General features: G+C 59.5%; 23 protein-coding genes. 18 read left to right on the forward strand and 5 right to left on the reverse strand.

The window, feature by feature from the left end; all coding sequences use genetic code 11:
- Both thrB and thrC read left to right on the forward strand, forming a co-directional pair.
- On the forward strand, positions 1-930 hold the full coding sequence (gene thrB, locus IT763_RS02965; RefSeq protein WP_016929148.1) for a homoserine kinase: 930 nt from the start codon (positions 1-3) through the stop codon (positions 928-930).
- A gap of 3 nt (positions 931-933) precedes the next feature.
- Entirely contained in the window at positions 934-2,223 is a 1,290-nt protein-coding gene (thrC, locus tag IT763_RS02970) for a threonine synthase (protein WP_016929147.1), read from the forward strand.
- Positions 2,224-2,269: 46 nt separating this feature from the next.
- Here thrC and yaaA read toward each other — a convergent pair whose 3' ends face one another.
- On the reverse strand, positions 2,270-3,046 hold the full coding sequence (gene yaaA, locus IT763_RS02975) for a peroxide stress protein YaaA (protein WP_049300199.1): 777 nt from the start codon (positions 3,044-3,046) through the stop codon (positions 2,270-2,272).
- Between the two features lie 105 nt (positions 3,047-3,151).
- Complete coding sequence (locus tag IT763_RS02980; RefSeq protein ID WP_016929145.1) at positions 3,152-4,588, reverse strand: sodium:alanine symporter family protein; 1,437 nt, start codon at positions 4,586-4,588, stop codon at positions 3,152-3,154.
- Between the two features lie 383 nt (positions 4,589-4,971).
- Here IT763_RS02980 and tal point away from each other — a divergent pair, with 383 nt between their 5' ends.
- From tal to IT763_RS02995, 3 genes are all read left to right on the forward strand, one after another.
- A complete protein-coding gene (gene tal / locus IT763_RS02985; RefSeq protein WP_049300127.1) occupies positions 4,972-5,925 on the forward strand; it encodes a transaldolase in 954 nt (317 codons plus the stop codon).
- 151 nt (positions 5,926-6,076) lie between these two features.
- A complete protein-coding gene (gene mog / locus IT763_RS02990) occupies positions 6,077-6,664 on the forward strand; it encodes a molybdopterin adenylyltransferase (protein WP_015376607.1) in 588 nt (195 codons plus the stop codon).
- Positions 6,665-6,788: 124 nt separating this feature from the next.
- Positions 6,789-8,096 (forward strand): MFS transporter, encoded by a 1,308-nt coding sequence (locus tag IT763_RS02995; RefSeq protein WP_206195161.1) that lies wholly within the window; start codon positions 6,789-6,791, stop codon positions 8,094-8,096.
- 45 nt (positions 8,097-8,141) lie between these two features.
- On the opposite strand, the gene satP is transcribed toward IT763_RS02995, so the two are convergent.
- Entirely contained in the window at positions 8,142-8,741 is a 600-nt protein-coding gene (gene satP / locus IT763_RS03000; RefSeq protein ID WP_206195162.1) for an acetate uptake transporter, read from the reverse strand.
- 324 nt (positions 8,742-9,065) lie between these two features.
- Between satP and dnaK the strand changes: the two genes are divergently transcribed.
- From dnaK to nhaR, 4 genes are all read left to right on the forward strand, one after another.
- A complete protein-coding gene (gene dnaK / locus IT763_RS03005) occupies positions 9,066-10,979 on the forward strand; it encodes a molecular chaperone DnaK (RefSeq protein ID WP_004932972.1) in 1,914 nt (637 codons plus the stop codon).
- Between the two features lie 106 nt (positions 10,980-11,085).
- Positions 11,086-12,210: a molecular chaperone DnaJ gene (dnaJ, locus tag IT763_RS03010; protein ID WP_004932969.1), complete on the forward strand. Its 1,125-nt coding sequence runs from the start codon at positions 11,086-11,088 to the stop codon at positions 12,208-12,210.
- Positions 12,211-12,446: 236 nt separating this feature from the next.
- A complete protein-coding gene (gene nhaA, locus IT763_RS03015) occupies positions 12,447-13,613 on the forward strand; it encodes a Na+/H+ antiporter NhaA (protein WP_033641227.1) in 1,167 nt (388 codons plus the stop codon).
- 192 nt (positions 13,614-13,805) lie between these two features.
- Complete coding sequence (gene nhaR, locus IT763_RS03020) at positions 13,806-14,705, forward strand: transcriptional activator NhaR (protein ID WP_028127865.1); 900 nt, start codon at positions 13,806-13,808, stop codon at positions 14,703-14,705.
- 71 nt (positions 14,706-14,776) lie between these two features.
- Here nhaR and rpsT read toward each other — a convergent pair whose 3' ends face one another.
- Complete coding sequence (gene rpsT, locus IT763_RS03025) at positions 14,777-15,040, reverse strand: 30S ribosomal protein S20 (protein ID WP_004932960.1); 264 nt, start codon at positions 15,038-15,040, stop codon at positions 14,777-14,779.
- A gap of 390 nt (positions 15,041-15,430) precedes the next feature.
- Between rpsT and ribF the strand changes: the two genes are divergently transcribed.
- From ribF to ispH, 5 genes are all read left to right on the forward strand, one after another.
- Positions 15,431-16,369 (forward strand): bifunctional riboflavin kinase/FAD synthetase, encoded by a 939-nt coding sequence (ribF, locus tag IT763_RS03030; RefSeq protein ID WP_016929138.1) that lies wholly within the window; start codon positions 15,431-15,433, stop codon positions 16,367-16,369.
- 156 nt (positions 16,370-16,525) lie between these two features.
- Positions 16,526-19,342, forward strand: a complete 2,817-nt coding sequence (gene ileS, locus IT763_RS03035) for an isoleucine--tRNA ligase (RefSeq protein WP_206195163.1) — start codon at positions 16,526-16,528, stop codon at positions 19,340-19,342.
- A gap of 13 nt (positions 19,343-19,355) precedes the next feature.
- The gene (gene lspA, locus IT763_RS03040; protein WP_016929136.1) at positions 19,356-19,865 is read left to right on the forward strand and encodes a signal peptidase II; all 510 of its coding nucleotides are present in this window, start codon (positions 19,356-19,358) and stop codon (positions 19,863-19,865) included.
- A gap of 1 nt (position 19,866) precedes the next feature.
- Positions 19,867-20,337 (forward strand): FKBP-type peptidyl-prolyl cis-trans isomerase, encoded by a 471-nt coding sequence (fkpB, locus tag IT763_RS03045; RefSeq protein WP_016929135.1) that lies wholly within the window; start codon positions 19,867-19,869, stop codon positions 20,335-20,337.
- Positions 20,318-21,271: a 4-hydroxy-3-methylbut-2-enyl diphosphate reductase gene (ispH, locus tag IT763_RS03050; protein ID WP_206195164.1), complete on the forward strand. Its 954-nt coding sequence runs from the start codon at positions 20,318-20,320 to the stop codon at positions 21,269-21,271. The genes fkpB and ispH overlap by 20 nt, the downstream gene beginning before the upstream one ends.
- Positions 21,272-21,544: 273 nt before the next feature.
- On the opposite strand, the gene IT763_RS03055 is transcribed toward ispH, so the two are convergent.
- Positions 21,545-22,471, reverse strand: a complete 927-nt coding sequence (locus IT763_RS03055) for a LysR family transcriptional regulator (protein ID WP_049300134.1) — start codon at positions 22,469-22,471, stop codon at positions 21,545-21,547.
- 191 nt (positions 22,472-22,662) lie between these two features.
- Here IT763_RS03055 and pvcA point away from each other — a divergent pair, with 191 nt between their 5' ends.
- The 4 genes from pvcA to dapB all read left to right on the forward strand — a co-directional run bounded on the left by pvcA (position 22,663) and on the right by dapB (position 26,957).
- Positions 22,663-23,628 (forward strand): L-tyrosine isonitrile synthase, encoded by a 966-nt coding sequence (gene pvcA / locus IT763_RS03060; protein ID WP_049300135.1) that lies wholly within the window; start codon positions 22,663-22,665, stop codon positions 23,626-23,628.
- Positions 23,629-23,724: 96 nt separating this feature from the next.
- Positions 23,725-24,588 carry a TauD/TfdA family dioxygenase gene (locus IT763_RS03065; protein WP_049300137.1) on the forward strand — a complete coding sequence of 288 codons (864 nt, stop codon included), beginning with the start codon at positions 23,725-23,727 and terminating at the stop codon, positions 24,586-24,588.
- Between the two features lie 24 nt (positions 24,589-24,612).
- Positions 24,613-25,872 carry a glycosyltransferase gene (locus tag IT763_RS03070; RefSeq protein WP_151254347.1) on the forward strand — a complete coding sequence of 420 codons (1,260 nt, stop codon included), beginning with the start codon at positions 24,613-24,615 and terminating at the stop codon, positions 25,870-25,872.
- A gap of 263 nt (positions 25,873-26,135) precedes the next feature.
- Entirely contained in the window at positions 26,136-26,957 is an 822-nt protein-coding gene (gene dapB / locus IT763_RS03075) for a 4-hydroxy-tetrahydrodipicolinate reductase (protein ID WP_206195165.1), read from the forward strand.
- Positions 26,958-26,982 lie beyond the last annotated feature (25 nt).

Below are 26,982 nucleotides of genomic sequence, written 5' to 3' on the forward strand. Positions count from 1 at the left end.
ATGGTTAAGGTGTATGCACCGGCCTCGATCGGTAACGTTAGCGTCGGTTTCGATGTGCTGGGCGCGGCGGTTTCGCCGATCGACGGCACGCTGCTGGGCGACTGCGTCAGCGTGGAAGCCGCCGAGACGTTCAGTTTGCAGAATGCCGGGCGCTTTGTCAGCAAGCTGCCGGCCGAGCCGAAAGAGAACATCGTTTATCAATGCTGGGAGCGTTTCTGCCAGGAGATCGGCCGCGAAGTGCCGGTAGCGATGCGGCTGGAAAAGAACATGCCGATCGGATCGGGGCTGGGCTCCAGCGCTTGTTCGGTGGTGGCCGGGCTGATGGCGATGAACGAATTTTGCGATCGCCCGCTGGATAAGACGACGCTGCTCGGCCTGATGGGCGAGCTGGAAGGCCGCATTTCCGGCAGCGTGCATTACGACAACGTGGCGCCCTGCTATCTGGGCGGCCTGCAGCTGATGCTGGAAGAGGAAGGCATTATCAGCCAGGAGGTGCCGTGCTTCGACGATTGGCTGTGGGTCATGGCCTATCCGGGCATCAAGGTCTCCACCGCCGAAGCGCGCGCCATTTTACCCGCGCAATACCGTCGTCAGGATTGCATCAGCCACGGCCGCTATCTGGCCGGCTTTATTCATGCCTGCCATACCCGGCAGCCGCAGTTGGCCGCCAAATTGATGCAGGACGTGATCGCCGAACCGTACCGCACTCGTCTGCTGCCGGGCTTCGCCGAAGCGCGCAAGGCGGCGCAGGACATCGGCGCGTTGGCCTGCGGGATCTCCGGCTCCGGCCCGACGCTGTTCGCCGTCTGCAATGACGGCGCCACCGCGCAGCGCATGGCCGCCTGGCTGCAACAACACTATCTGCAAAACGACGAAGGTTTTGTTCATATTTGCCGTCTGGATACCGCAGGCGCTCGACTACTGGGATAACGCATGAAACTGTACAACCTTAAGGATCACAACGAGCAGGTCAGCTTCGCGCAGGCGATCAAACAAGGCCTGGGCAAGCAGCAGGGGCTGTTCTTCCCGCTGGAGCTGCCGGCGTTCGAACTGACCGAGATCGACCACCTGCTGGAGCAGGACTTTGTCACCCGCAGCAGCCGTATTCTGTCGGCCTTTATCGGCGAAGAGGTGCCGGAGGCGGCGCTGAAGAAACGCGTGCAGGCCGCCTTTGAGTTCCCGGCGCCGGTGGCGAAAGTGACGGAAGACGTCTCCTGCCTGGAGCTGTTCCACGGCCCGACGCTGGCGTTCAAAGACTTCGGCGGCCGCTTTATGGCGCAGATGCTGGCGGAAGTGGCCGGCGATCAGCCGGTGACCATTTTGACCGCCACCTCCGGCGACACCGGCGCCGCCGTGGCGCACGCCTTTTACGGCCTGAAAAACGTCCGGGTGGTGATCCTTTACCCGCAGGGCAAAATCAGCCCGTTGCAGGAGAAACTGTTCTGCACCCTGGGCGGCAACATTCACACCGTGGCGATCGACGGCGACTTCGACGCCTGTCAGGCGCTGGTGAAGCAGGCGTTTGACGATCAGGAATTGAAAGATGCGCTGCACCTGAACTCGGCCAACTCGATCAACATCAGCCGTTTGCTGGCGCAGATCTGTTACTACTTCGAAGCGGTGGCGCAGCTGCCGCAGGAAGCGCGCAATCAGCTGGTGATTTCGGTGCCGAGCGGCAACTTCGGCGATCTGACCGCCGGGCTGCTGGCCAAGTCGCTGGGTCTGCCGGTGAAGCGCTTCATCGCCGCCACCAACGCCAACGACACCGTGCCGCGCTTCCTGACCAGCGGCCAGTGGCAGCCGCACGCCACGGTCGCGACGCTGTCCAACGCTATGGACGTCAGCCAGCCAAACAACTGGCCGCGTGTGGAAGAGCTGTTCCGTCGTAAGGTCTGGCAGCTGAAAGAGCTGGGCCACGCGGCGGTCAGCGATGAGACCACCAGGGAAACGATGCGTGAGCTGGCCGAACTGGGCTATGTCTCCGAACCGCACGCGGCCATCGCCTACCGCGCGCTGCGCGATCAGCTGCAGGAAGGGGAGTTTGGTCTGTTCCTTGGCACCGCGCATCCGGCCAAGTTTAAAGAGAGCGTGGAAGCGATCCTCGGCCAGGAACTGCCGTTGCCGAAAGCGCTGGCGTTGCGGGCCGATCTGCCGCTGTTGTCGCACACGCTGCCGGCCAGTTTCGGCGAGCTGCGCACGTTCCTGATGGCACTTCCGGCCTGAAATTCGGCAGGTTAGAATGCGAAAAGCCGTCTTGCGACGGCTTTTTTTATGCCTGCTCCGGGCGCTTGAACACCAGTTCATTGCCCTGCGAGGCGGCTTCGTCGAAGGCGTAGCCTTCCAGGTTGAAGTCCACCAACTGCTCGCTGCGCGTCAGGCGGTTCTTGATGATAAAGCGGCTCATCAACCCGCGCGCTTTCTTGGCGTAGAAGCTGATGACCTTGAACTTGCCGTTCTTCTCGTCGAGGAACACCGGTTTGATCAGCGAGCCGTGCAGCTTGGCCGGCTTCACCGCTTTGAAATACTCGTCGGACGCCAGGTTGACCACCACGTCGTCGCCCTGTTGCTCCAGCGCTTCGTTGAGCTTTTTGGTGATCTGATCGCCCCAGAAGCTGTACAGATCTTTGCCCTTCGGGTTTTCCAGCTTGATGCCCATCTCCAGCCGATACGGCATCATCAGATCGAGCGGGCGCAGCACCCCATACAGGCCGGACAGCATGCGCAGATGCTGTTGGGCGAAGTCGAAATCGGCTTCGCTGAAATCCTGCGCCTGCAGGCCGGTGTAAACGTCGCCCTTGAACGCCAGCAACGCCTGACGGGCGTTGTCCGGGGTAAATGCCGGCTGCCACTCGCTAAAGCGCGCGGCGTTCAGGCCGGCCAGCTTGTCGCTGATGCTCATCAGGCTGGCGATTTGCGCCGGCGTCAGCTTGCGGCAAATGTTGATAAGCCGCTGAGACTTGTCCAGCAGTTCGGGTTGCGTGAAGCGTTTTGTCGCCAGCGGGCTGTCGTAATCGAGCGTTTTTGCAGGGGAAATAATAACGAGCATGGCCAGATCCTGTTTATCCAAGTGCGGGTACTGTAGCAAAAAGCGCAGGAAAAAGCGGCAATCGGTCCAATAGGCGGGGCGCGCATCGCACGCGCCCCGGAAAACTCAGCGCGGCGGCTTTTGATCGTCCCACACGCCCGGCTCCAGCTGCGATTTCAGCTCCGGGAATCGGGTGGCGTCGAAGGTTGGTAGCTTGCCCAAGCGGCGCTGGCGATGGTAGTCGTCGGCCAGTTTCAGCGCCACCCGCGACAGCAGCAGGATCGCCGTCAGGTTGGTGATCGCCATTAGCGCCATGGAGGTATCCGCCATTTTCCACACCAGCGGCAGCTCCGCCAGCGCCCCGAACATCACCATGCCCAGCGCCACACAGCGGAAAATCAGTAGGCCGCCCGGATGATTGTGTTCGAGGAACACCAGGTTGCTTTCGGCATAGGCGTAGTTGGCGATGATCGAGGTAAAGGCGAAGAAGAAGATGGCGATGGCGACGAACGGCGTGCCCCAACTGCCGACGGCGGTCGACAGCGCGCGCTGGGTCAGATCGATGCCGCTGATGCTGTCGGTCGGCTGATCGAGAATGCCGGAGGAGAGGATGATCGCCGCGGTGGCGCTGCAGATGACGATGGTGTCGATAAATACCCCGAGCATTTGCACGTAGCCCTGCGAAGCGGGATGCGGCGGATAAGGCGAGGCGGACGCCGCCGCGTTGGGCGCCGATCCCATGCCGGCTTCGTTGGAGAACAGGCCGCGCTGCACGCCCTGGGTCATCGCCTGGGAGATGCCGTAACCGACGGCGCCGGCCGCGGCTTCCTGCAGGCCGAAGGCGCTTTTGAAGATCAGCGCCAGGATCGCCGGCATGTGCTCGATGTTATGGCCAATCACCCAGAGAGCCAGCAGCAGGTAGGCACCGGCCATCAGCGGCACCACCAGTTCGGCCACTTTGGCGATGGAACGGATGCCGCCGAAGATCACCACGCCGCTCAGCAGCACCAGACCGATGCCGACGTGCAGCGGCTGTAAGTGGAAGGCGACGGCGGAAGCTTGCGCGATGGAGTTGGCCTGCACGGCGTTGAACACCAGACCGAACGCGATGATCAGGAAGATCGAGAACAGCACGCCCATCCAGCGCATGCCGAGGCCTTTTTCCATGTAATAGGCCGGGCCACCGCGGTAGTTGCCGTTATCGTCTTTGGTTTTATAGAGCTGAGCCAGCGAGCTTTCCACAAATGAGGTGGCCATGCCGATAAACGCCACCACCCACATCCAGAAGATGGCACCGGGGCCGCCGGCGGTCAGGGCGATGGCGACGCCGGTCAGGTTGCCGGTGCCGACGCGCGCCGCCAGCGTGGTGCACAGCGCCTGGAAAGAGGAGATGCCGGCGCTGTCGCTTTTATTGCTGTTTTTCAACACCGAGAACATGTGGCTGAAGTGGCGAAGCTGGATAAAGCGGGTACGCAACGTGAAGTAGATGCCGGTGCCGAGCAGCAGATAAATCAGCACTGACCCCCACAAAATGTTGTTTATAAAATTCATCAGGTCCGTCAAGGGATCCCTCCTCTTATCGAAATGTCATGCGCACCTTGCAGCATCCACCGCAGGTGAAAAACATTGGCCTATTTTTTACAAGAGCTTAGCTGGAATCTGTCCGGCGTCAGTCGATTAAGATTTTTCGCAGATTAGCGGACGAATTGCATCAATTTTTTCGAATTTAACATAATTTATTCGGGCGATAGCACGTTATTGCCTTTCCATCCGCTCGGTAATGGCGAAAGATATCGGCGTAAACGGTTGCTCGCCCAAGGATAAAACAGATGCTTGCGCGCCGCGGTTTTCCAGCCTTGCGCCGGGCTTGGCGCATGTTATTATCAGGGCAGGGCATGGTTGAACAATGCCAAAAGTTCATGCACAAACGATGAGATAATGCCAACATGACCGACAAATTAACTTCCCTGCGCCAGCTGACTACAGTGGTTGCAGATACGGGTGATATCGCGGCAATGAAGCTGTATCAACCGCAGGACGCCACAACCAACCCTTCGCTGATCCTCAATGCAGCCCAAATTCCTGAATACCGCAAACTGATTGACGAAGCCATTGCCTGGGCGCGCGGCCAGAGCAACGATCGCGAGCAGCAGATCGCCGACGCCGCCGACAAGCTGGCAGTCAACATCGGTCTGGAGATCCTCAAACTGGTTCCGGGCCGCATCTCCACCGAGGTTGACGCGCGTCTGTCTTACGACACCGTTGCCAGCGTGGCCAAGGCCAAGCGCCTGATCAAGCTGTACAACGAAGCCGGCATCAGCAACGATCGCATTCTGATTAAACTGGCCTCGACCTGGCAGGGCATCCGCGCGGCGGAGCAGCTGGAGAAAGAAGGCATCAACTGTAACCTGACGCTGCTGTTCTCCTTCGCTCAGGCTCGCGCCTGTGCCGAAGCCGGCGTTTACCTGATCTCGCCGTTCGTCGGCCGTATCCTCGACTGGTACAAAGCTAACGGCGACAAGAAAGAGTTCGCTCCGCACGAAGATCCGGGCGTGATCTCCGTGACCGAAATTTACCAGTATTACAAACAGCACGGCTACAACACCGTGGTGATGGGCGCCAGCTTCCGCAACGTCGGCGAAATCATCGAACTGGCCGGCTGCGACCGCCTGACCATCGCGCCTGCGCTGCTGAAAGAGCTGGCGGAGAGCGAAGGCGCGCTGGAGCGCAAACTGTCTTATACCGGTGAAGTGAAGGCGCGTCCTGCCGCACTGACCGAACCTGAGTTCTACTGGCAGCACAACCAGGATCCGATGGCGGTTGAGAAACTGACCGACGGCATCCGCAAATTCGCCGTAGACCAGGGTAAACTGGAAAAAATGATCGCCGACCTGCTGTAATTCCCGCAGATCGCGCAGTAAAAAGGTGGCTCAGGCCACCTTTTTTTATGCCCGACGCTCCCGTCGGCGGGGGAAGCCCTTATACTCTCGGCAATGACAACAGAACGGGAGACGAACCCGTTCGGACCCCATCAGGCTGTAGAGGTTACGCATGGATATTTTACGTATTGGTTTGGTTTCCGTTTCCGACCGCGCGTCCGGCGGCGTTTATCAGGATAAAGGCATTCCGGCGCTGGAGGAGTGGCTGGCCGGCGCGCTGGCGACGCCCTTCAAGCTGGAAACCCGGCTGATCCCCGATGAGCAGACGCAAATTGAACAGACGCTGTGCGAGCTGGTGGACGAAATGGGCTGCCATCTGGTGCTGACCACCGGCGGCACCGGGCCGGCGCGTCGCGACGTCACCCCCGACGCCACGCTGGCGATCGCCGATCGCGTGATGCCCGGCTTCGGCGAGCAAATGCGTCAGATCAGCCTACACTATGTGCCAACGGCAATTCTTTCTCGCCAGGTGGGGGCGATCCGCAAACAGGCGCTGATCATCAACTTGCCCGGCCAACCGAAGTCGATCAAGGAAACGCTGGAAGGGGTAAAGGATGAGCAGGGCAATGCGGTGGTGCATGGCATCTTCGCCAGCGTGCCTTATTGCATTCAACTGCTCGACGGGCCTTACGTCGAAACGCACGCCGCGGTGGTAGCAGCATTTCGGCCAAAGAGCGCGCGTCGCGAGATAAACCTCTAAATTTCAGCGTTCTGCGAGATCGGCTTCAGCCCGTCTGGTGTGAAAATAATTTGCCGTTATAGTAAGGATTCTTTTACAGAAAGCCTGCGGCTTTTATTTTTACAGCCTTTACCGACGGTGCCCTATGCCTCACGACAATAATCGCCGGCTGAACCGGCAAGACTACAAAACGCTGACGTTGGCCGCGTTGGGCGGCGCGCTGGAGTTTTACGACTTCATCATCTTCGTGTTCTTCGCCGCCGTGGTCGGCGATCTGTTCTTCCCGGCGGACATGCCGGAGTGGCTGCGGCTGGTGCAAACCTTCGGCATCTTCGCCGCCGGCTATCTTGCCCGCCCGCTGGGCGGCATCGTGATGGCGCACTTCGGCGATCTGGTCGGCCGTAAAAAGATGTTTACCCTGAGCATTCTGCTGATGGCGTTGCCGACGCTGGCGATGGGTCTGCTGCCGACCTACGCCAGCATCGGCATCGCCGCGCCGCTGCTGCTGCTGCTGATGCGCGTGTTGCAGGGCGCGGCGATCGGCGGTGAGGTGCCGGGCGCCTGGGTCTTCGTCGCCGAACACGTGCCGCGCCGGCGCATCGGCTTCGCCTGCGGCACGCTGACCGCCGGGCTGACGGTGGGCATCTTGTTGGGCTCGGTGGTGGCGACGGTGATCAACACCACGCTCAGCCCGCAGAGCATCGCCGGCGGCGGCTGGCGCATTCCTTTCCTGTTGGGCGGCATGTTCGGCCTGGTGGCGATGTACTTGCGCCGTTGGCTGCAGGAGACGCCGATCTTTATCGAGATGCAGGCGCGTAAAGCGCTGGCCGAGGAGCTGCCGCTGAAATCGGTGGTGATCAACCACAAACGGGAAGTGGCGGTGTCGATGCTGCTGACCTGGCTGCTCTCCGCCGGCATCGTGGTGGTGATCCTGATGACCCCGACCTATCTGCAAAAGCAGTTCGGCATCGCGCCGGCCTTGACGCTGCAGGCCAACAGCATCGCCACCATCATGTTGATCGCCGGCTGCATCGTTGCCGGTTTGTCGGCCGATCGCTTCGGCGCCAGCAAAACGCTGGTGGTCGGCAGTGTGCTGCTGGCCGGCTGCAGCTGGCTGTTCTATCAAACGGTGGGCGTGCGCCCGGAAATGTTGTTCGCCTGCTATGCGCTAGTGGGCTTCAGCGTAGGCGTGGTGGGGGCCGTGCCGTATGTGATGGTGCGGGCCTTCCCGGCGGAAGTGCGGTTTACCGGCATCTCGTTCTCATATAACGTCTCGTACGCTATTTTTGGCGGTTTAACCCCTATTTTTGTGACGCTGATCATGAAATTAACCCCGTTAGCGCCCGCTTACTATGTGTTGGCGCTGTCGCTCCTCGGGCTGCTGCTCGGCGTCTACCTGCATCGCGACCTGAACAGCGAAGCCGGCGAGCGGCGAGCCGACTCCTACAGCTAAAAAAAAAGCCCTGCACTGCAGGGCTTTTTCGTCAGGGGAGGGCGATTACGCCGCGATCGGTGAGGCCGCGACGCGGGCCGGGGCCGGTTCGCCAATCGGCAGCACGGTGCGGCCGTATTGCTCGTTGAGCACTTCGGCCATCGCCAGGTAGATGGCGCTGGCGCCGCAGATGATGCCCTCATAACCGGCAAAGGTCAGCAGCGCGTGGTTGCCGGTGATGTTGCCGACGGCCAGCAGGGCGAACAGCAGCGTCAGGCTGGCGAACACGAACTGCAGCACGCGGTTGGCGCCCAGGGTGCCGAAGAACATGAACAGGGTGAAGACGCCCCACAGCGCCAGGTAGATGCCCAGCACGTGCGCCTCGGTGGCTTCAGCCAGACCCAGACGTGGCAGCAGCAGCAGGCCGACCAGGCTCAGCCAGAAGCTGCCGTAGGCGGTGAAGGCGGTCATGCCGAAGGTGTTGCCCTTCTTGTACTCCAGCAGACCGGCCAGGATCTGGGCCAGGCCACCGAAGAAAATCCCCATGCTGATGATGGCGGAGTTCAGTGGGAAAAAGCCCGCGTTGTGCAGGTTCAGCAAGACGGTGGTCATCCCGAAGCCCATCAGGCCGAGAGGGCCGGGATTCGCCAACTTGTTGGTGTGCATAAGTCCTCTGCGATAACAGAAAATTAACGGAAACAGCGAAGTAAAATCATAAATGGTCTGAATGGCCAAAAAATCGAAGTTTTCCACCAGAGCGCGCGCATCATAATGATCCCCGCAGCCGGAAACAATGATCTGAATGACGATAAAAAAAGAAATTTTTTTCGCCTTGCCCCTTGATGCCGGACTGGATGGCCCCATCTTATTTGCAACCGCAGCTGCTAACCGCGGGTCGCACTGAGATATCGGGCAGTTGAAAAGCAAAAAATCGCCCGCATATAGGTTAGCAACCTGACTGATTATGAATTTTTTAGTGGAGACGTTTAGATGGGCAAAATTATTGGTATCGACCTGGGTACTACCAACTCTTGCGTAGCAATTATGGATGGTGCCAAGGCACGCGTGCTGGAAAACGCCGAGGGCGACCGCACCACTCCTTCTATTATCGCATATACCCAGGACGGTGAAACTCTGGTTGGCCAGCCGGCTAAGCGTCAGGCAGTGACCAACCCTGAAAACACCCTGTTCGCCATCAAGCGCCTGATCGGTCGCCGCTTCCAGGATGAAGAAGCGCAGCGCGACAAAGCGATCATGCCGTACAAAATCGTCGAAGCCGACAACGGCGACGCCTGGCTGGAAGTGAAAGGCCAGAAAATGGCTCCGCCGCAGATCTCTGCGGAAGTGCTGAAAAAAATGAAGAAAACGGCGGAAGATTACCTGGGCGAACCGGTAACTGAAGCGGTTATCACCGTACCGGCTTACTTCAACGACGCCCAGCGTCAGGCGACCAAAGACGCCGGCCGCATCGCGGGTCTGGAAGTCAAACGCATCATCAACGAACCGACTGCGGCGGCTCTGGCCTACGGCCTGGACAAAGAAGTCGGCAACCGCACCATCGCGGTTTATGACCTGGGCGGCGGTACTTTCGATATCTCCATCATCGAAATCGACGACGTTGACGGCGAAAAAACCTTTGAAGTGCTGGCGACCAACGGTGACACCCACCTGGGTGGCGAAGACTTCGACAGCCGTCTGATCAACTACCTGGTGGAAGAGTTCAAGAAAGATCAGGGTATCGATCTGCGCAACGATCCGCTGGCGATGCAGCGTCTGAAAGAAGCCGCTGAGAAAGCGAAGATTGAACTGTCTTCCGCTCAGCAGACCGACGTTAACCTGCCGTACATCACCGCAGACGCGACCGGTCCAAAACACATGAACATCAAAGTGACTCGTGCCAAACTCGAGTCGCTGGTTGAAGATCTGGTTGCGCGCTCTATCGAACCGCTGAAAGTGGCGCTGAAAGACGCAGGCCTGTCGGTTTCCGACATCCAGGACGTGATCCTGGTGGGCGGCCAGACCCGTATGCCAATGGTGCAGAAGAAAGTCGCAGACTTCTTCGGCAAAGAACCGCGTAAAGACGTGAACCCGGACGAAGCGGTTGCCGTGGGCGCTGCGGTACAGGGCGGCGTGTTGGCCGGTGATGTGAAGGACGTTCTGCTGCTGGACGTGACCCCGCTGTCGCTGGGTATCGAAACCATGGGCAGCGTGATGACGCCGCTGATCACCAAAAACACCACGATCCCGACCAAGCACAGCCAGGTGTTCTCTACCGCTGAAGACAACCAGTCTGCGGTAACCATCCACGTGCTGCAGGGTGAGCGTAAGCGCGCCAGCGATAACAAATCTCTGGGCCAGTTCAACCTGGACGGCATCCAGGCGGCGCCGCGCGGCATGGCGCAGATCGAAGTGACCTTCGATATCGATGCCGACGGCATCCTGCACGTGTCTGCCAAAGACAAGAACACCGGTCGTGAGCAGAAGATCACCATCAAGGCATCTTCTGGCCTGAACGAAGACGAAATCCAGAAAATGGTGCGCGATGCCGAGCTGAACGCTGAAGCTGACCGCAAGTTCGAAGAGCTGGTACAGACGCGTAACCAGGCGGATCACCTGATCCACGGCACTCGCAAGCAGCTGGAAGAAGCGGGCGACAAACTGCCGGCGGAAGACAAAACGGCGATCGAAGCGGCGCTGAAGGATCTGGAAGCGGCGGTGAAAGGCGAAGATAAAGCCGAGATCGAAGCGAAGACTCAGGCGCTGGTGCAGGTTTCCGGCAAACTGCTGGAAATGGCTCAGGCGCAGCAGGCTCAGCAGGGTGCTGACGCCGGCGCGGACAACGCGGCGCAGAAAGACGACGACGTGGTTGACGCCGAGTTCGAAGAAGTTAAAGACAAAAAATAATCGCCCTTAAGCGGGCACGGGGCGGCCGAGGTGTCGTTCCCGGAAACCAGCACGGGCGTCGAGGCAACTCTGCGCCCGTGCACGCATGTTAAGGGTAAGCGAAAGAATGGCGAAGAAAGACTATTACGAGATTCTCGGCGTCAGCAAGACGGCGGATGAACGTGAGATCAAAAAGGCGTATAAACGCCTGGCGATGAAATACCATCCTGACCGCAACCAGGAACAAGACGCCGAAACCAAGTTTAAAGAAGTTAAAGAAGCTTACGAAGTTCTGACCGACGACCAGAAACGCGCGGCCTACGACCAGTATGGGCACGCGGCCTTTGAACAGGGCGGCATGGGCGGCGGCGGCTTTGGCGGCGGCGCCGACTTCAGCGATATCTTTGGCGACGTGTTTGGCGACATCTTCGGCGGAGGCCGCCGTCAGCGCGCCAGCCGCGGTTCCGATCTGCGCTATAACATGGAGCTGACCCTCGAGGAAGCGGTACGTGGCGTCACCAAAGAGATCCGCATCCCGACGCTGGAAGAGTGCGACGTCTGCCACGGCAGCGGCGCCAAACCGGGCAGCTCGCCGGTGACCTGCCCAACCTGTCACGGTCAGGGCCAGGTGCAGATGCGTCAGGGCTTCTTCACCGTGCAACAGGCGTGTCCGCACTGCCATGGCCGCGGTCAGATTATCAAAGATCCGTGCAACAAGTGCCACGGCCACGGCCGGGTAGAAAAATCCAAGACGCTGTCGGTGAAAATTCCGGCCGGCGTCGATACCGGCGACCGCATCCGCCTGGCGGGTGAAGGTGAAGCCGGCGAACACGGCGCACCGGCGGGCGATCTGTACGTTCAGGTGCAGGTGAAGGCGCACCCGATCTTCGAGCGTGAAGGCAACAACCTGTACTGTGAAGTGCCGATCAACTTCGCCATGGCGGCGCTGGGCGGCGAGATTGAAGTGCCGACGCTGGACGGCCGGGTGAAACTGAAGGTGCCTTCGGAGACCCAAACCGGCAAGCTGTTCCGCATGCGCGGCAAGGGCGTGAAATCGGTGCGCGGCGGCAGCCAGGGCGACCTGCTGTGCCGCGTGGTGGTGGAAACCCCGGTCAATCTGAACGACAAGCAGAAGCAGCTGCTGCGTGAGCTGGAAGAGAGCCTGGGTGGCCCGTCCGGCGACAAGAACAGCCCGCGTTCGAAGAGCTTCTTCGACGGGGTGAAAAAGTTCTTTGACGATCTGACTCGCTAACCTACTGTTTCTTTTGGTTTATGTACGAACCCCGGGCTTCTGTTCCGGGGTTTTTATTTGCGCGCCAAACCGCAAATTCCATAATATAAGTGTGACTTATTCGTGCTTTTTATCGGTTTTTCCGAGCTATTTAGCATTTATAAACTTATTTTTTCGAACTAAAACGCCCTCTATACTCACTTCATGACTGTTGTTCGCAGGGCGCTACGTCCTGCACAGATTTGGAGAGACGTACTGTGACCAACATCATTCGTCAATTTTTACGTCAGGAAGCCGCGGGCGGTATCATTCTGATTGCGGCGGCGATCGTCGCCCTGATCATGGCCAACACCCCGGCGCAGGGGATCTATCAGGCATTCCTTAACCTGCCGGTGATGGTGAAGATTGCTTCGCTGGAGATCGCCAAGCCGCTGCTGCTGTGGATCAACGACGGCCTGATGGCCATCTTCTTCCTGGTGGTGGGGCTGGAGGTCAAGCGCGAGCTGATGCAAGGCTCGCTGTCCGGGCGCGACAAGGCGGTGTTTCCGGCGATCGCCGCGCTGGGCGGCATGCTGGCGCCGGCGCTGATTTACCTGCTGTTCAACGGCGCGGATGACGTCACCCGCCAGGGGTGGGCGATCCCGGCCGCGACCGATATCGCCTTCGCGCTTGGCGTAATGGCGCTGCTGGGCAACCGCGTGCCGACCAGCCTGAAAGTGTTCCTGCTGGCGTTGGCGATCATCGACGACCTGGGCGTGATTATCATCATCGCACTGTTCTACACCCACGAAGTGTCGATGGTGGCGCTGGGCGTGGCGGCGGCGGCGACGGCGCTGCTGGCGGTGATGAACTGGCGCGGCGTGGGCAAGACCTCGTTATACATGATGGTTGGCCTGGTGTTGTGGGTGGCGATCCTCAAGTCTGGGGTGCATGCGACGCTGGCCGGGGTGATCGTCGGCTTTATGATCCCGTTGAACGTCAAAAAGGGGCCATCGCCGTCGGAAACGCTGGAGCATGAGTTGCACCCTTGGGTCGCGTTTATGATCCTGCCGCTGTTCGCTTTCGCCAACGCCGGGGTCTCTTTGCAGGGCGTATCGCTGGAAGGGTTAACGTCGCTGCTGCCGGTCGGGATTGCGGCTGGGCTGTTTATCGGCAAGCCGCTGGGGATTTTCCTCTTCAGCCTGCTGGCGGTGAAAATGGGCATCGCCCGTTTGCCTGAAGGCATCGGCTTCAAACAGGTGTTTGCCGTTTCGGTGCTCTGCGGCATTGGTTTCACCATGTCGATTTTTATCGCCTCGCTGGCGTTTGGCGATGCAGATGCGGCGCTCAGCACCTATTCCCGCCTGGGGATCCTGTTGGGCTCCACCACTGCGGCGGTGGTAGGGTATGGATTGCTGCGTCTGGCGTTGCCGCGCGTGCGTTAATCCTGAATGTGCGCGGTAAGGGCACATAATAAAATGGCTGGTCGGAGCTGTACGGTATAAAATATGTGCAGCTTCGGCCGTTCTTCGTTGGGACTAATGGGGTTATACGTTGTCTGAAGCAGGGAAAGGAAGTTTGTCGCTCGTCACGGCACACCGTTTGCCGCTGCGAAACGTTGTTAAGGAGAGCCGCTCGTGAGGATGTCGCATATCAACTTTAATCACCTTTACTATTTCTGGCAGGTCTGCAAGGCCGGTTCCGTGGTCGGTGCCGCCGAAGCGTTGTTTCTGACGCCGCAGACCATCACCGGCCAGATCAAAGCGCTGGAAGAGCGGTTGGACGGCAAGCTGTTCAAACGCCAGGGGCGCGGGTTGGTGCCTTCGGAGCTGGGGCAGTTGGTGTTCCGCTATGCCGACAAGATGTTTATGCTCAGCCAGGAAATGCTGGATATCGTCAACTACCGCAAAGAGTCCAACCTGCTGTTCGACGTCGGCGTAGCGGATGCGCTGTCGAAGCGGCTGGTCAGCCAGGTATTGGAAACGGCGGTGGTGGTGGACAACGAGCAGATCCACCTGCGTTGCTTTGAATCGACGCACGAGATGCTGCTGGAGCAGCTTAGCCAGCACAAGCTGGATATGATCCTCTCGGATTGCCCGGTGGACTCCAGCCAGCAGGAAGGGCTGTTCTCGCTGAAGCTGGGCGAGTGCGGCATCAGCTTTTTCTGTCGCCAACCGGCGCCGGACCTGCCGTTCCCGGCTTGTCTGGAGCAGCGCAAGCTGCTGATCCCCGGCCGCCGTTCGATGCTGGGGCGCAAGCTGCTCAACTGGTTCAATACGCAGGGCATTCAGGTGGAAATTCTGGGCGAGTTCGACGATGCGGCGCTGATGAAGGCCTTCGGCATGTACCACAATGCGATCTTCGTGGCGCCGACGCTGTATGCGCAGGATACCTACAACGATGACAACGTGGTGGAGATTGGGCGTATCGACAGCGTGCAGGAGGAGTATTACATCATCTTCGCCGAGCGCATGATCCAGCATCCGGCGGTGCAGCGCGTCTGCAACAAAGACTTCTCGGCGCTGTTTTCCTGCTAGCGGTTCACTGAACGCAGGACGTAAAAAAACCGGCCTGAGCCGGTTTTTTTATCAAGCAGATAACGAAATGCTTATTGCATTGCGTTGATGCGTGCAGTCAGGTTTGACTTATGACGCGCTGCTTTGTTTTTGTGGATCAGGCCTTTAGCTGCCTGACGGTCCACCAGTGGTTGCATTACCAGGAATGCATTTTGTGCTGCTTCTTTGTCGCCAGCTGCGATAGCTGCGTCTACCTTCTTGATGAAGGTACGCACCATTGAGCGACGGCTTGCGTTATGCTTGCGGCGTTTCTCAGACTGTACGGCGCGTTTCTTAGCTGATTTGATATTAGCCAAGGTCCAACTCCCAAATATATTCTATTGAGGACAATTCAAAGGCCGAGGAATATGCCCTTTTAGCCTTCGTTTGTCAATGGATTTGTGCAAATAAGCGCCGTTTGTACAGGCGGCACTCGCTACGTTGTGATGGCGCAGGATTTTACCAGCTTCGCTCTTGGGAATACAGTGTTTCGCGAGAAAATTCGCCAATGTTTTGCCGCGGCGGGCGCAAGCCGTTGGCCGCGGTCGAGAATCGCCCCGGCAGCGCCGGATAAACTGCGGCGAAGCCGTTTCACGCGCAGATTATCTCCGGTATGGTATGTCTATTACATAAAGGCACCAATCGCGGGTTAACCTTACCGGCTGTACAAGGTATAATCCGCCGATTTCCACTGTTTTGAGCCAGCTATGGAGCTAATTCGCGGCATTCACAATATCCGGGCGCGCCACCATGGTTGCGTGCTCACCATCGGCAACTTTGACGGCGTACACCGCGGTCATCAGGCGCTGCTGGAGCAGTTGAAGCAACAAGGGCAACGCCTCGGGCTGCCGGTGATGGTCATGATCTTTGAGCCGCAGCCGCTGGAGATGTTCGCCGCAGACAAGGCGCCGGCCCGCTTGACGCGCCTGCGCGACAAGGCCAACTATCTGGCGCAGGCGGGCGTCGATTACCTGCTGTGCGTCAAGTTCGATCCGCGTTTCGCCGCCAACACTGCGCAGGCGTTCGTCGCCGAGCTGCTGGTGGAAAAACTGGGCGTCAAATTCCTGATGGTGGGGGATGATTTTCGCTTTGGCGCCGGGCGTCAGGGCGATTTTCCGCTATTGCAGCAGGCCGGAAAAGAGTACGGCTTCGACGTGGTCAGCACCCCGACCTTCCGCGAAGGCGAGCGGCGCATCAGCAGCACCGCGATCCGCACCGCGCTGAGCGAGGACGATCTGCCGTTGGCGGAGACCCTGCTGGGTCACCCGTACAGCATTTCCGGGCGCGTGGTGCACGGCGACGAGCTGGGGCGCACCATCGGCTTCCCGACCGCCAATCTGCCGCTCAAGCGTCTGGTGGCGCCGGTGAAAGGAGTGTATGCGGTGGAAGTGTATGGCCTGGGGCCGAAGCCGCTGCCGGGCGTGGCCAATATCGGCACGCGCCCGACCGTCGCCGGCGTGCGCCAGCAGCTGGAAGTGCATCTGCTGGATGTCACAATGGATCTTTACGGGCGCCATATTGAGGTGGTGCTCCGCGCAAAATTGCGCAATGAACAGCGGTTTGCTTCGCTGGATGCCCTGAAGCAGCAAATCGCCAATGATGTGGTGACGGCCCGGAAGTTCTTCGGGTTAAAAACACTGGTTTAATCGTTTACCCTAAACAATTCGAGCCGCATCGCGGCGGCAACCGCGCGAACCCCGATGAGCTTGCACAGGCAAGTGATTCGGGTGAGAAAGGGCGGCCGACAAAGATGCAGCTTGAAGTGTGACGGGTAAATAGCCGAAAACGGAAACGAGAATCTCATGAGTGACTACAAGAATACCCTGAACTTGCCGGAAACAGGGTTCCCGATGCGCGGCGATCTCGCCAAGCGCGAACCTGGCATGCTGCAACGTTGGTATGAACAGGATCTGTACGGGATTATTCGTACTGCCAAAAAGGGCAAAAAAACCTTCATTTTGCATGACGGCCCTCCGTATGCGAACGGCAGCATTCACATTGGTCACTCGGTTAACAAGATTCTCAAAGACATTATCATCAAGTCGAAAGGGATGGCCGGCTTCGACTCGCCTTATGTGCCGGGTTGGGATTGCCACGGCCTGCCGATCGAACTGAAGGTTGAGCAACTGTACGGCAAGCCGGGCGAGAAGCTGACGGCGGCCGAGTTCCGCCAGAAGTGCCGCGAGTACGCGGCCGAGCAGGTTGAAGGCCAGAAGAAGGACTTCATTCGCCTGGGCGTGTTGGGCGACTGGGATCGTCCGTACCTGACGATGGATTTCAAAACCGAAGCCAACATCATCCGCGCGCTGGGCAAGATCATCAGCAACGGCCACCTGCTGAAAGGCGCCAAGCCGGTTCACTGGTGCACCGACTGCGGCTCGTCGCTGGCGGAAGCGGAAGTGGAGTACTACGACAAGACTTCGCCGTCGATCGACGTGAGCTTCCATGCGGCCGACGCGGCTGCCGTGGCGGCCAAGTTCGGCGTGAGCCACTTCAGCGGCGCCATCTCCCTGGTTATCTGGACCACCACCCCGTGGACCCTGCCGGCCAACCGCGCGATCTCGCTGCACCCGGACTTCACCTATCAGTTGGTGCAGGTTGACGGCCAGTGCCTGATCCTGGCGGCTGAACTGGTGGAAAGCGTGATGAAGCGCGCCGGCATCACCGAGTGGACCGTGCTGGGCAGCTGCAAAGGCGCCGATCTGGAGCTGCTGCGCTTCAAACACCCGTTCATGGACTTCGACGTGCCGGCGATCCTCGGCGAGCACGTGACGCTGGACGCCGGTACCGGTGCGGTGCATACCGCGCCAGGCCACGGCCCGGACGACTTCGTGATTGGCCAGAAATACGGCCTGGAAGTGGCCAACCCGGTAGGGCCGAACGGCTGCTACCTGACCGGCACCTACCCGCTGCTGGACGGCAAGTTCGTCTTCAAGGCCAACGATCTGATCGTCGATCTGCTGCGTGACAAAGGCGCGCTGCTGCACGTCGAGAAGTTCCTGCACAGCTATCCGTGCTGCTGGCGCCACAAGACGCCGATCATCTTCCGCGCTACGCCGCAATGGTTCATCAGCATGGATCAGAAAGGCCTGCGTCAGCAGTCGCTGGAAGAGATCAAGGGCGTGCAGTGGATCCCGGATTGGGGCCAGGCGCGCATCGAAATGATGGTCGCCAACCGCCCGGACTGGTGCATCTCGCGTCAGCGCACCTGGGGCGTGCCGATGTCGCTGTTCGTGCATAAAGAGACCGAGCAGCTGCACCCGCGCAGCGTTGAGCTGATGGAAGAAGTGGCCAAACGCGTCGAGCAAGACGGCATTCAGGCCTGGTGGGATCTGGACGCGGCCGACATCCTCGGCGCGGAAGCCGCCGACTACGTGAAAGTGCCGGATACGCTGGACGTGTGGTTCGATTCCGGTTCCACCCACGCCTCGGTTGTCGACGTGCGTCCTGAATTCAACGGCCACGGCGCCGACATGTATCTGGAAGGCTCCGACCAACACCGCGGTTGGTTCATGTCATCGCTGATGATTTCCACCGCGATGAAGGGCAAGGCGCCGTACAAGGAAGTGCTGACCCACGGCTTCACCGTCGACGGTCAGGGCCGCAAGATGTCCAAATCGATCGGCAACACCGTCAGCCCGCAGGACGTGATGAACAAGCTGGGCGGCGACATTCTGCGTCTGTGGGTGGCGTCGACCGATTACACCGGCGAGATCGCGGTGTCCGATGAGATCCTCAAGCGCTCCGCCGACTCTTATCGCCGCATCCGCAACACCGCGCGCTTCCTGCTGGCCAACCTGAACGGGTTCGAGCCGAGCACCGATTGCGTGGCGCCGGAAGACATGGTGGTGCTGGATCGCTGGGCGGTCGGCCGCGCGCTGGCGGCGCAGCGGGATATCGAGCAGGCTTACGCCAACTACGATTTCCACGAAGTGGTGCAGCGCCTGATGCAGTTCTGTTCGGTCGAGATGGGCTCCTTCTACCTGGATATCATCAAGGATCGTCAGTACACCGCGAAGAGCGACAGCGTCGCCCGCCGCAGCTGCCAGACCGCGCTGTATCACATCGTCGAAGCGCTGGTGCGCTGGATGGCGCCGATCATGTCGTTCACCGCAGACGAGATCTGGGGCTTCATGCCGGGCAAACGCGCGCAGTACGTGTTCACTGAAGAGTGGTACGACGGCCTGTTCGGGCTGGCGGAAGGCGAGTCGATGAACGACGCTTTCTGGGCTGAGCTGCTGAAAGTGCGCGGCGAAGTGAACAAGGTGCTGGAGCAGGCGCGTGCCGACAAACGCCTCGGCGGTTCGCTGGAAGCGGCGGTGACGCTGTATGCCGACAGCGAGTTGGCGGCGCGTCTGAACAGCCTGCAGGATGAGCTGCGCTTTGTGCTGCTGACCTCTGCGGCAAGCGTTGCGCCTTTGGCGGATGCGCCGGCCGACGCGCAGTCTTCCGAGCTGCTGAAAGGGCTGAAGATCGCCTTCAGCACGGCGCCAGGTGAGAAGTGCCCGCGCTGCTGGCATTACACCACCGATATCGGTCTGGTGGCGGAGCATGCAGACATCTGCGGCCGCTGTGTGAGCAACGTCGCCGGTGACGGCGAGAAGCGTAACTTTGCCTGAGAACTCGCGCCTGATGAGTAAACCAATTTGTTCGACCGGCCTGCGTTGGCTGTGGGTTGTAGTGGCGGTGCTGGCGCTGGATTTCGGCAGCAAGCAGTGGATCCTCGCTAACTTTACGCTGGGCCAGTCCCAGCCGTTGATCCCGTCGTTCAACCTGTTTTACGCGCGCAACTACGGCGCCGCGTTCAGCTTCCTGGCCGATCACGGCGGTTGGCAGCGCTGGTTCTTCGCCGGCATCGCCATCGCCATCGTCGCGGTGCTGCTGGTGATGATGTACCGCAGCGCGGCACAGCAGAAGCTGAACAACATCGCCTACGCCTTTATTATCGGCGGGGCGCTGGGCAACCTGTTCGATCGCCTGTGGCACGGTTTTGTGGTCGATTTCATCGACTTCTACGTCGGTGATTGGCACTACCCGACCTTCAATCTGGCGGACAGCTTTATCTGCGTGGGCGCGGCGATGATCGTGCTGGAAGGTTTCTTGTCGCCGGCGAACAAAGACGCAAAGAGTAAAGGTGAGTAATATGACGGCTCAGGTTATCAGTGACAGCGCGGTGCTGGTTCACTTCACGCTGAAACTGGAAGACGGTTCGACCGCCGAATCCACCCGCAGCAGCGGCAAACCGGCGCTGTTCCGCCTGGGTGACGGCAGCCTGTCGGCGCCGCTGGAAGAGCAACTGCTCGGCCTGCGCGCGGGCGACAAGCGCGCCTTTACCCTGCAGCCGGAAGCGGCGTTCGGCGCGGAGAACCCGGATCTGGTCCAGTTCTTCTCGCGCCGCGACTTCGCGGAAACCGGCGTGCCGGACGTGGGCACCATCATGCTGTTTACCGCCATCGACGGCAGCGAAATGCCGGGCGTGGTGCGCGCGGTGGCGGAGGATTCAATCACCGTCGATTTCAACCATCCGCTGGCGGGCCATCCGGTGACCTTCGACATCGAAGTGCTGGAGATCGATCCGCAGCAGGAGGAGACGCATGCAAATATTGCTGGCTAACCCGCGCGGCTTCTGCGCCGGGGTTGATCGTGCGATCAGCATCGTGGAACGTGCGCTGGAGCTGTACGGTGCGCCGATCTACGTGCGACATGAAGTGGTGCACAACCGCTACGTGGTCGACAGCCTGCGTGAGCGCGGCGCGGTGTTTATCGAAGAGATCGCCGAAGTGCCGGACGGCTCTATCCTGATCTTCTCGGCGCACGGCGTTTCTCAGGCGGTGCGCGCCGAAGCCAAGGCGCGCGATCTGACCATGCTGTTCGACGCCACCTGTCCGCTGGTGACCAAGGTGCATATGGAAGTGGCGCGCGCCAGCCGCCGCGGCACCGAAGCGATCCTGATCGGCCATGCCGGGCATCCGGAGGTGGAAGGCACCATGGGCCAGTACAGCAACCCACCGGGCGGCATGTACCTGGTCGAGTCGCCGGAAGACGTGTGGAAGCTGCGGGTGAAAGACGAAGACAACCTGTGCTTCATGACGCAGACTACGCTGTCGGTGGATGATACCTCGGACGTGATCGACGCGTTGCGTCAGCGTTTCCCGAATATTATCGGGCCACGTAAGGATGATATCTGCTACGCCACCACCAACCGTCAGGAAGCGGTGCGCAATCTGGCCGGCGATGCGGACGTGGTGCTGGTGGTGGGGTCGAAGAACTCCTCCAATTCCAACCGTCTGGCGGAACTGGCGCAGCGCGTCGGCAAACCGGCTTATCTGATCGATTCGGCGGCGGATATTCAGGAAAGCTGGCTGAGCGAAGCGCGCAATATCGGCGTTACCGCTGGCGCCTCGGCACCGGACGTGCTGGTGCAGGAGGTGATCTCCCGCCTGAAAGCGCTGGGCGGCCTGGACGTGCATGAAATCAGCGGGCGCGAAGAGAACATCGTGTTCGAAGTGCCGAAAGAATTGCGCGTGGACGTCCGTCAGATTGACTGATGTGCGTGAGTGAATGACAACGGGGGGCTTAGGCTTCCCGTTTTTTTTTGGAAAGCGAGCCGCGTAAAAAATAACACTCCATGCATATTCAAATTTTCTGCTAACTAAAGTCAAATTTATTCTGAGTATTTGAAATAACGTCGGTGTGGTTAATTATATAGGCTGGCGAAAAGTCATTAATAAGAATATCATTAGGCTGCAATCTAAATAGGCCCGGTGTTGGTAAAGTGATTACAATAATTACAATAATGGATGTTGCAGATGTTTCTTATTTTATTCCTGCCGAATATGTTCTACGTCGGTTAATCCCTTCTCCTGCAAATAGAGTTTCATATGTTCCAGCAACCGTCTGACTTTTAATGGCTGGATCTCCCTACGTGGCATAATGGCGTAGCAATTAATTTCCGGTAAGCGCCAATCGGGCAATATTTCAATCAGCTCACCGCTGCGCAATTCACGTTCAACATTGGCGAAGAAATTGCGAATGATGCCCTTGCCGGTCAACGCCAACTCCTTCATCGCCATACCGCTGTTGGTGAACAAACGCCCGGTCATGCGCATGCGGTGTTCATCACCGTTGCGATGGATAAGACGGACAAACTGTGGGTTGCCGAGCGGCGTAAAGGTGACCCAATGGTGATGGGTCAGCGCCTGCGGCGAATCCGGCACGCCGTGGTGTGCCAGGTAGGCCGGTGAGGCGCACAACACTTCGCGGCAGCGGGCCAACCGCGTGGAAACGTAGCTGGAATCGGCCAGCACGCCGCCGCGTATCGCCAGATCGATGCGTTGCGCGATCAGGTCTATCTTCTCATCGTGGATCTCCAGTCGCAGCGTGAGCCGAGGATGCTCGTCGAGAAAGCTTTGCAGCGCCGGCACCAGATAGTGAGTGGCGAATTCAGTGGAGGTGGCGACGCGCAGTTCGCCGACCAGCTCTCCGCGCAGCGCGGCGATCCGTTGTTGGCCACGTTCGGCAGCGTGGATCATCAGCAGGCAATCTTCATAAAAACACAATCCTGCTTCGGTCAGACTCAATGAACGCGTCGATCGCAACAGTAATTGAATGCCCAGATGCTCCTCCAGCTGGCGAATATGTTGGCTGACGGCGGAGGTCGTCATGCCCAATTCTTTTGCCGCCATGCTGAATGCGCCGCAATCGACCACTTTTGAGAAAATGGCCATGCGTTTTAAAATATTGCTCATAGTTTGTTAAGCACAACTTAACCAAGATTGTGAATTATACGGGCTAATAATATAGCATCATCTCTTCTATATTGCCTGAAGCATATAAACGACGGGCTGATTATTATTTTGCAGAGATTTTTTCTCTTTTTGATAAATCTTATTGCGCTTATCAATAATACTCCCGCACCACATCGTAACAGGAGCTCATTGTGGACAGCGCTCAGAAAGAAGAAATATCGTTAAAGATCCTACGTGAATTATTGCAATACCGCCGCCGTTTCCCCGGCGACGACACCTCGATCGCTGAAGAAGAACGGCGGGTCACTCAGGTGCAATTGCCGCGCATTCGGGCATTCATCGAAAACGAGCAACGTATCGAATTCGTGCTGCCGGCCTTCCCGACCAAGTCGCCCAACACCAACAAGGTGATCGGCGCGGTGCCGGACATGGCGGAGCGGCTGTCGCTGATCTTCCTCAACTCGCTATGCCAGCGCATTCAACTCTACTACCCGCCGGGTGCGCATATCGTTATCTGCTCCGATGGCCACGTGTTCGGCGATCTGATCCGCGTCAGTGACGAAGCGATCAACCACTATCAGCGCGAAATTGAAAACCTGCTGCATGAAGTGGGCGCGACGCATCTCAGCGTATTCAACCTCGGCGACGTCAAAGGCCTGGCCGAACATACTGATGATTACGATCTGCTGCGCCAACTGTTGGTGGAGGGCTATGCCGAATCGGAAGAGGCGATCAAACAGCAGTTGATGCAGGACGAACAGGGCCTCTTGCTGTACCGCGCCATCACGCGCTTCCTGTATGAAGACAGCCAACTGCCGGGCTACAGCGGTTCCAACGCCGCGCTGCAGAAAGACGCCAAACAGCGCGCCTGCGGAGTGATCCAGCGCAGCTGGGCCTGGGGCAATCTGCTGGCGCAGCATTTCCCGGCGGCGATCCGCCTGTCGATTCACCCGCAGCCGGTCGACAGCCTGAAAATGGGCATCCACATGATGCCGACCAAAGACGACTGGCTGACGCCGTGGCATGGCGTGGCAGCCAACGTGAACGGCCAGTTCGTGCTGATGAAGCGTAAAGATGCGCAGAGCCTGGACGGCGAATTGGTGGAGATCCGCGGCACGCCGAGCCATTACCTGATCGAACAACCGCAGATGGCCTGAGGCCGCTGCAGGCTTTTGCGCCCGAAATCCTGGCGGACGCGTTTTTGACGGCACGTTGCCGTGTGAGCAGCACATTCGATGCAAGGAGAATCACCGATGAATAACCAACCGCTTAATTGCCATATTCAACCGAATACCCCGTTTGGCGCGATCCTGACGCCGCAGCATCCGGGGCAAAAGATCGGCGAACTGCCGGTGGCAGCGCTGCGGGCGCTGGCGCAGGAGCATCACTTGCTGGTGCTGCGCGGATTCGACTCCGGTTTCAGCGAGCCGGAAGTCCTGACTCGCTACGCCGAGCAGTGGGGCGAGATCATGATGTGGCCGTTTGGCGCGGTGCTGGACGTGAAGGAACATCCGGACGCCAAGGATCATATTTTCGACAGCAGCTACGTCCCGCTGCATTGGGATGGCATGTATAAGCCGACTATTCCCGAGTTCCAGCTGTTCCACTGCGTGGCGGCGCCGTCGCCGGACGAAGGCGGGTGCACGACCTTCGTCGACACCACGCGCTTGCTGGCCAATGCGGACGAAGCGTTGCTGGATCAGTGGCTGTCGGTCTCGATCACCTACCGCATCAAGCAGGTGGTGCACTACGGTGGTGAAGTCTGTTCGCCGCTGGTGGTGCAGCACCCGAACGGCAGGGGCTTGATCATGCGCTACAATGAACCGCCGACGGAGGGGAAAAAATTCCTCAATCAACATGCGCTGGAATATCACGGCGTGCCGGAACAACAGCAGGAACAGTTCCACCACACTCTGCAGCAGCATCTGTACGATCCGCGTCACTATTATGCCCACCAATGGCAACAGGGCGACGTGGTGGTGGCGGACAACTTCTCGCTGCTGCATGGGCGTGAGGGCTTCACCGCCCGTTCCGCGCGTCATTTGCAGCGCGTGCATATTCAGAGCAACCCGGTGTGCGCCAATCTGGCGCTGAAGCCGGCTAACGCAGAAGCGTAAAGGAGCATTATGGCAAGGATATTGATGGCGGCAGTCGCCACTCCGGGGCACGTTTACCCGATGTTGGCCATCGCTCGCCACCTGATTGCCCAAGGGCATCAGGTGCGGGTGATGACCGGCGCGCTGTTCCGCGAACGCGCCGAGGCGGTGGGCGCGAGCTTCGTGCCGTTCGACGCGCAGGTGGATTTCGACTATCGCCACCTGGAGGCGCATTTCCCCGAGCGCGCCGCGCTGCCGCCGGGCAATGCGCAGATGGCGCTGGCGCTGAAAGATTTCTTCGCCGCGCCGATCCCGTTGTTGGATCGTCAGCTACGTGCGGCCATCGCCGCCGAAAAGACCGATCTGCTGATGGTGGAGAACTGCTTCTACGGCGTGCTGCCGCTGCTGCAGTCCACCGAACGGCCGCCGGTCTTCGGGATCGGGGTCACGCCGCTGTCGTATTCTTCGCGCGACGCCATTTTCTATGGCCCGCGCATCCCGCCGGCGCTGCTGCCGCAGGCGCTGACCCGTGAGCAACTGGTGGATGAAGAAACGCGCGTGCTGCTTGATGAGGTGCAGCAAAGCTTTGATGCCGCGCTGGTGCAGGCGGGGGGACGGGCGCTGGATCGCCCGTTCACCGACGCGCTGATCGGCGGCTGCGAGCGTTTCCTGCAGTTGGCCACCACGGCGCTGGAATATGAGCGCGACGACCTGCCGAGCGGCGTGCGCTTCGTCGGGCCACTGCGCAGCGGTGGTCAACCGGCCGCGGAAGAGGCGCTGTGGGAGGAGGACGATCGTCGGCCGCTGGTGATCGTGTCTCAGGGCACGCTGGCCAATGTCGATCTGCATCAGCTGATCGTGCCGACGTTGCAGGCGCTGGCGCATCTGCCGGTGCGGGTGTTGGCCACCACCGGCGGACGGGCGACCGAAGGGCTGATGGACGCGCTGCCGGCCAATGCCAGAGTGCGCGAGTTCATCTCCTTCGAACGCTGGCTGCCGGAGACGGCGCTGCTGATCACCAATGGCGGTTACGGTTCGATCAACTATGCGCTGAACAGCGGCGTGCCGCTGATCGTCGCCGGCACCGGCGAAGACAAACTGGAGGCGGCCGCGCGCGTGGTCGCCGCCGGCTGCGGCATCAGCCTGCACACCAGCACGCCAAGCCCTGAACAGATCCTGGCGGCGGCGACGCGAATTCTGCAGCAGCCGATCTATCGCCAGCGCGCGGCACTGGTGCGTGAGGACTATGCCCGCCACGATGCGCTGACGGCGATCGCCAACGAAGTGGCCGCCATTACCGCCTGACCTCGCTGTGATCCTTTCTCCAGGCGCCGTTTTCGGCGCCTTTTTTCTGCATTTTTTTGCCATGGAAACTGCATGATTATGTACAATCGTCGCAGGCCGCCAAATCAGTTGAATGTTAATCTCACGACAGCGCCGCTGATGAAAGCGGGGGAATATCATAATTTTCTAATTATGAAATGAATCCTCTGGCGGCGCTGCAGCGGGGCAGTTACCCTGAATCGATAGCCTAATGGGATAGGCGTCAAATCAAGAAGAGAGCAAGCATGAGTGATTCACAAATCCGCATTGCGATTGCGGGCGCCGGCGGCCGGATGGGCCGTCAGTTGATCCAGGCGGTGCAGCAGGCGGAAGGCGTGGTGTTGGGCGCGGCGCTGTCGCGCCCGGGTTCAAGCCTGATCGGCATCGATGCCGGCGAGCTGGCGGGCATTGGCGCGCTGGGCGTTAAGGTAAGCGACAGCCTGGAGAAAGTGGCGAGCGAGTTCGACATTTTGATCGACTTCACCCGCCCGGAAAGCACCCGGAGCTACCTGGATTTTTGCGTGGCGCACCACAAGGCGATGGTGATTGGCACCACCGGCTTCGATGACGCCGGCAAGCAGGCGATCCGCGCTGCGGCGCAGCACATCGGCATCGTGTTCGCCGCCAACTTCAGCGTCGGCGTCAACCTGGTGCTGAAACTGCTGGAGAAGGCCGCGCAGGTGATGGGCGACTACACCGACATCGAAATCGTTGAGGCGCATCACCGCCACAAAGTGGATGCGCCGTCGGGCACGGCGTTGGCGATGGGCGAAGCGATCGCCGGCGCGCTGGGGCGCGATCTGAAAAGCTGTGCGGTCTATGCGCGCGAAGGCCATACTGGCGAACGCGATCCCCAAAGCATCGGCTTTGCCACCATTCGCGCCGGCGACATCGTCGGCGAGCACACCGCAATGTTCGCCGACATCGGTGAACGGGTGGAAATTACCCATAAGGCTTCCAGCCGCATGACTTTTGCCAGCGGTGCGGTGCGCGCGGCTTCCTGGCTGCATAACCGGGATAAAGGTTTATTTGATATGCGCGACGTGTTGAATTTGGACCAGTTATAATTGATTTGCATACCATCGTGATGTG

Origin of the sequence: Serratia sp. CMO1, assembly GCF_015689115.1 — a bacterium.
Classification (GTDB): domain Bacteria; phylum Pseudomonadota; class Gammaproteobacteria; order Enterobacterales; family Enterobacteriaceae; genus Serratia; species Serratia marcescens.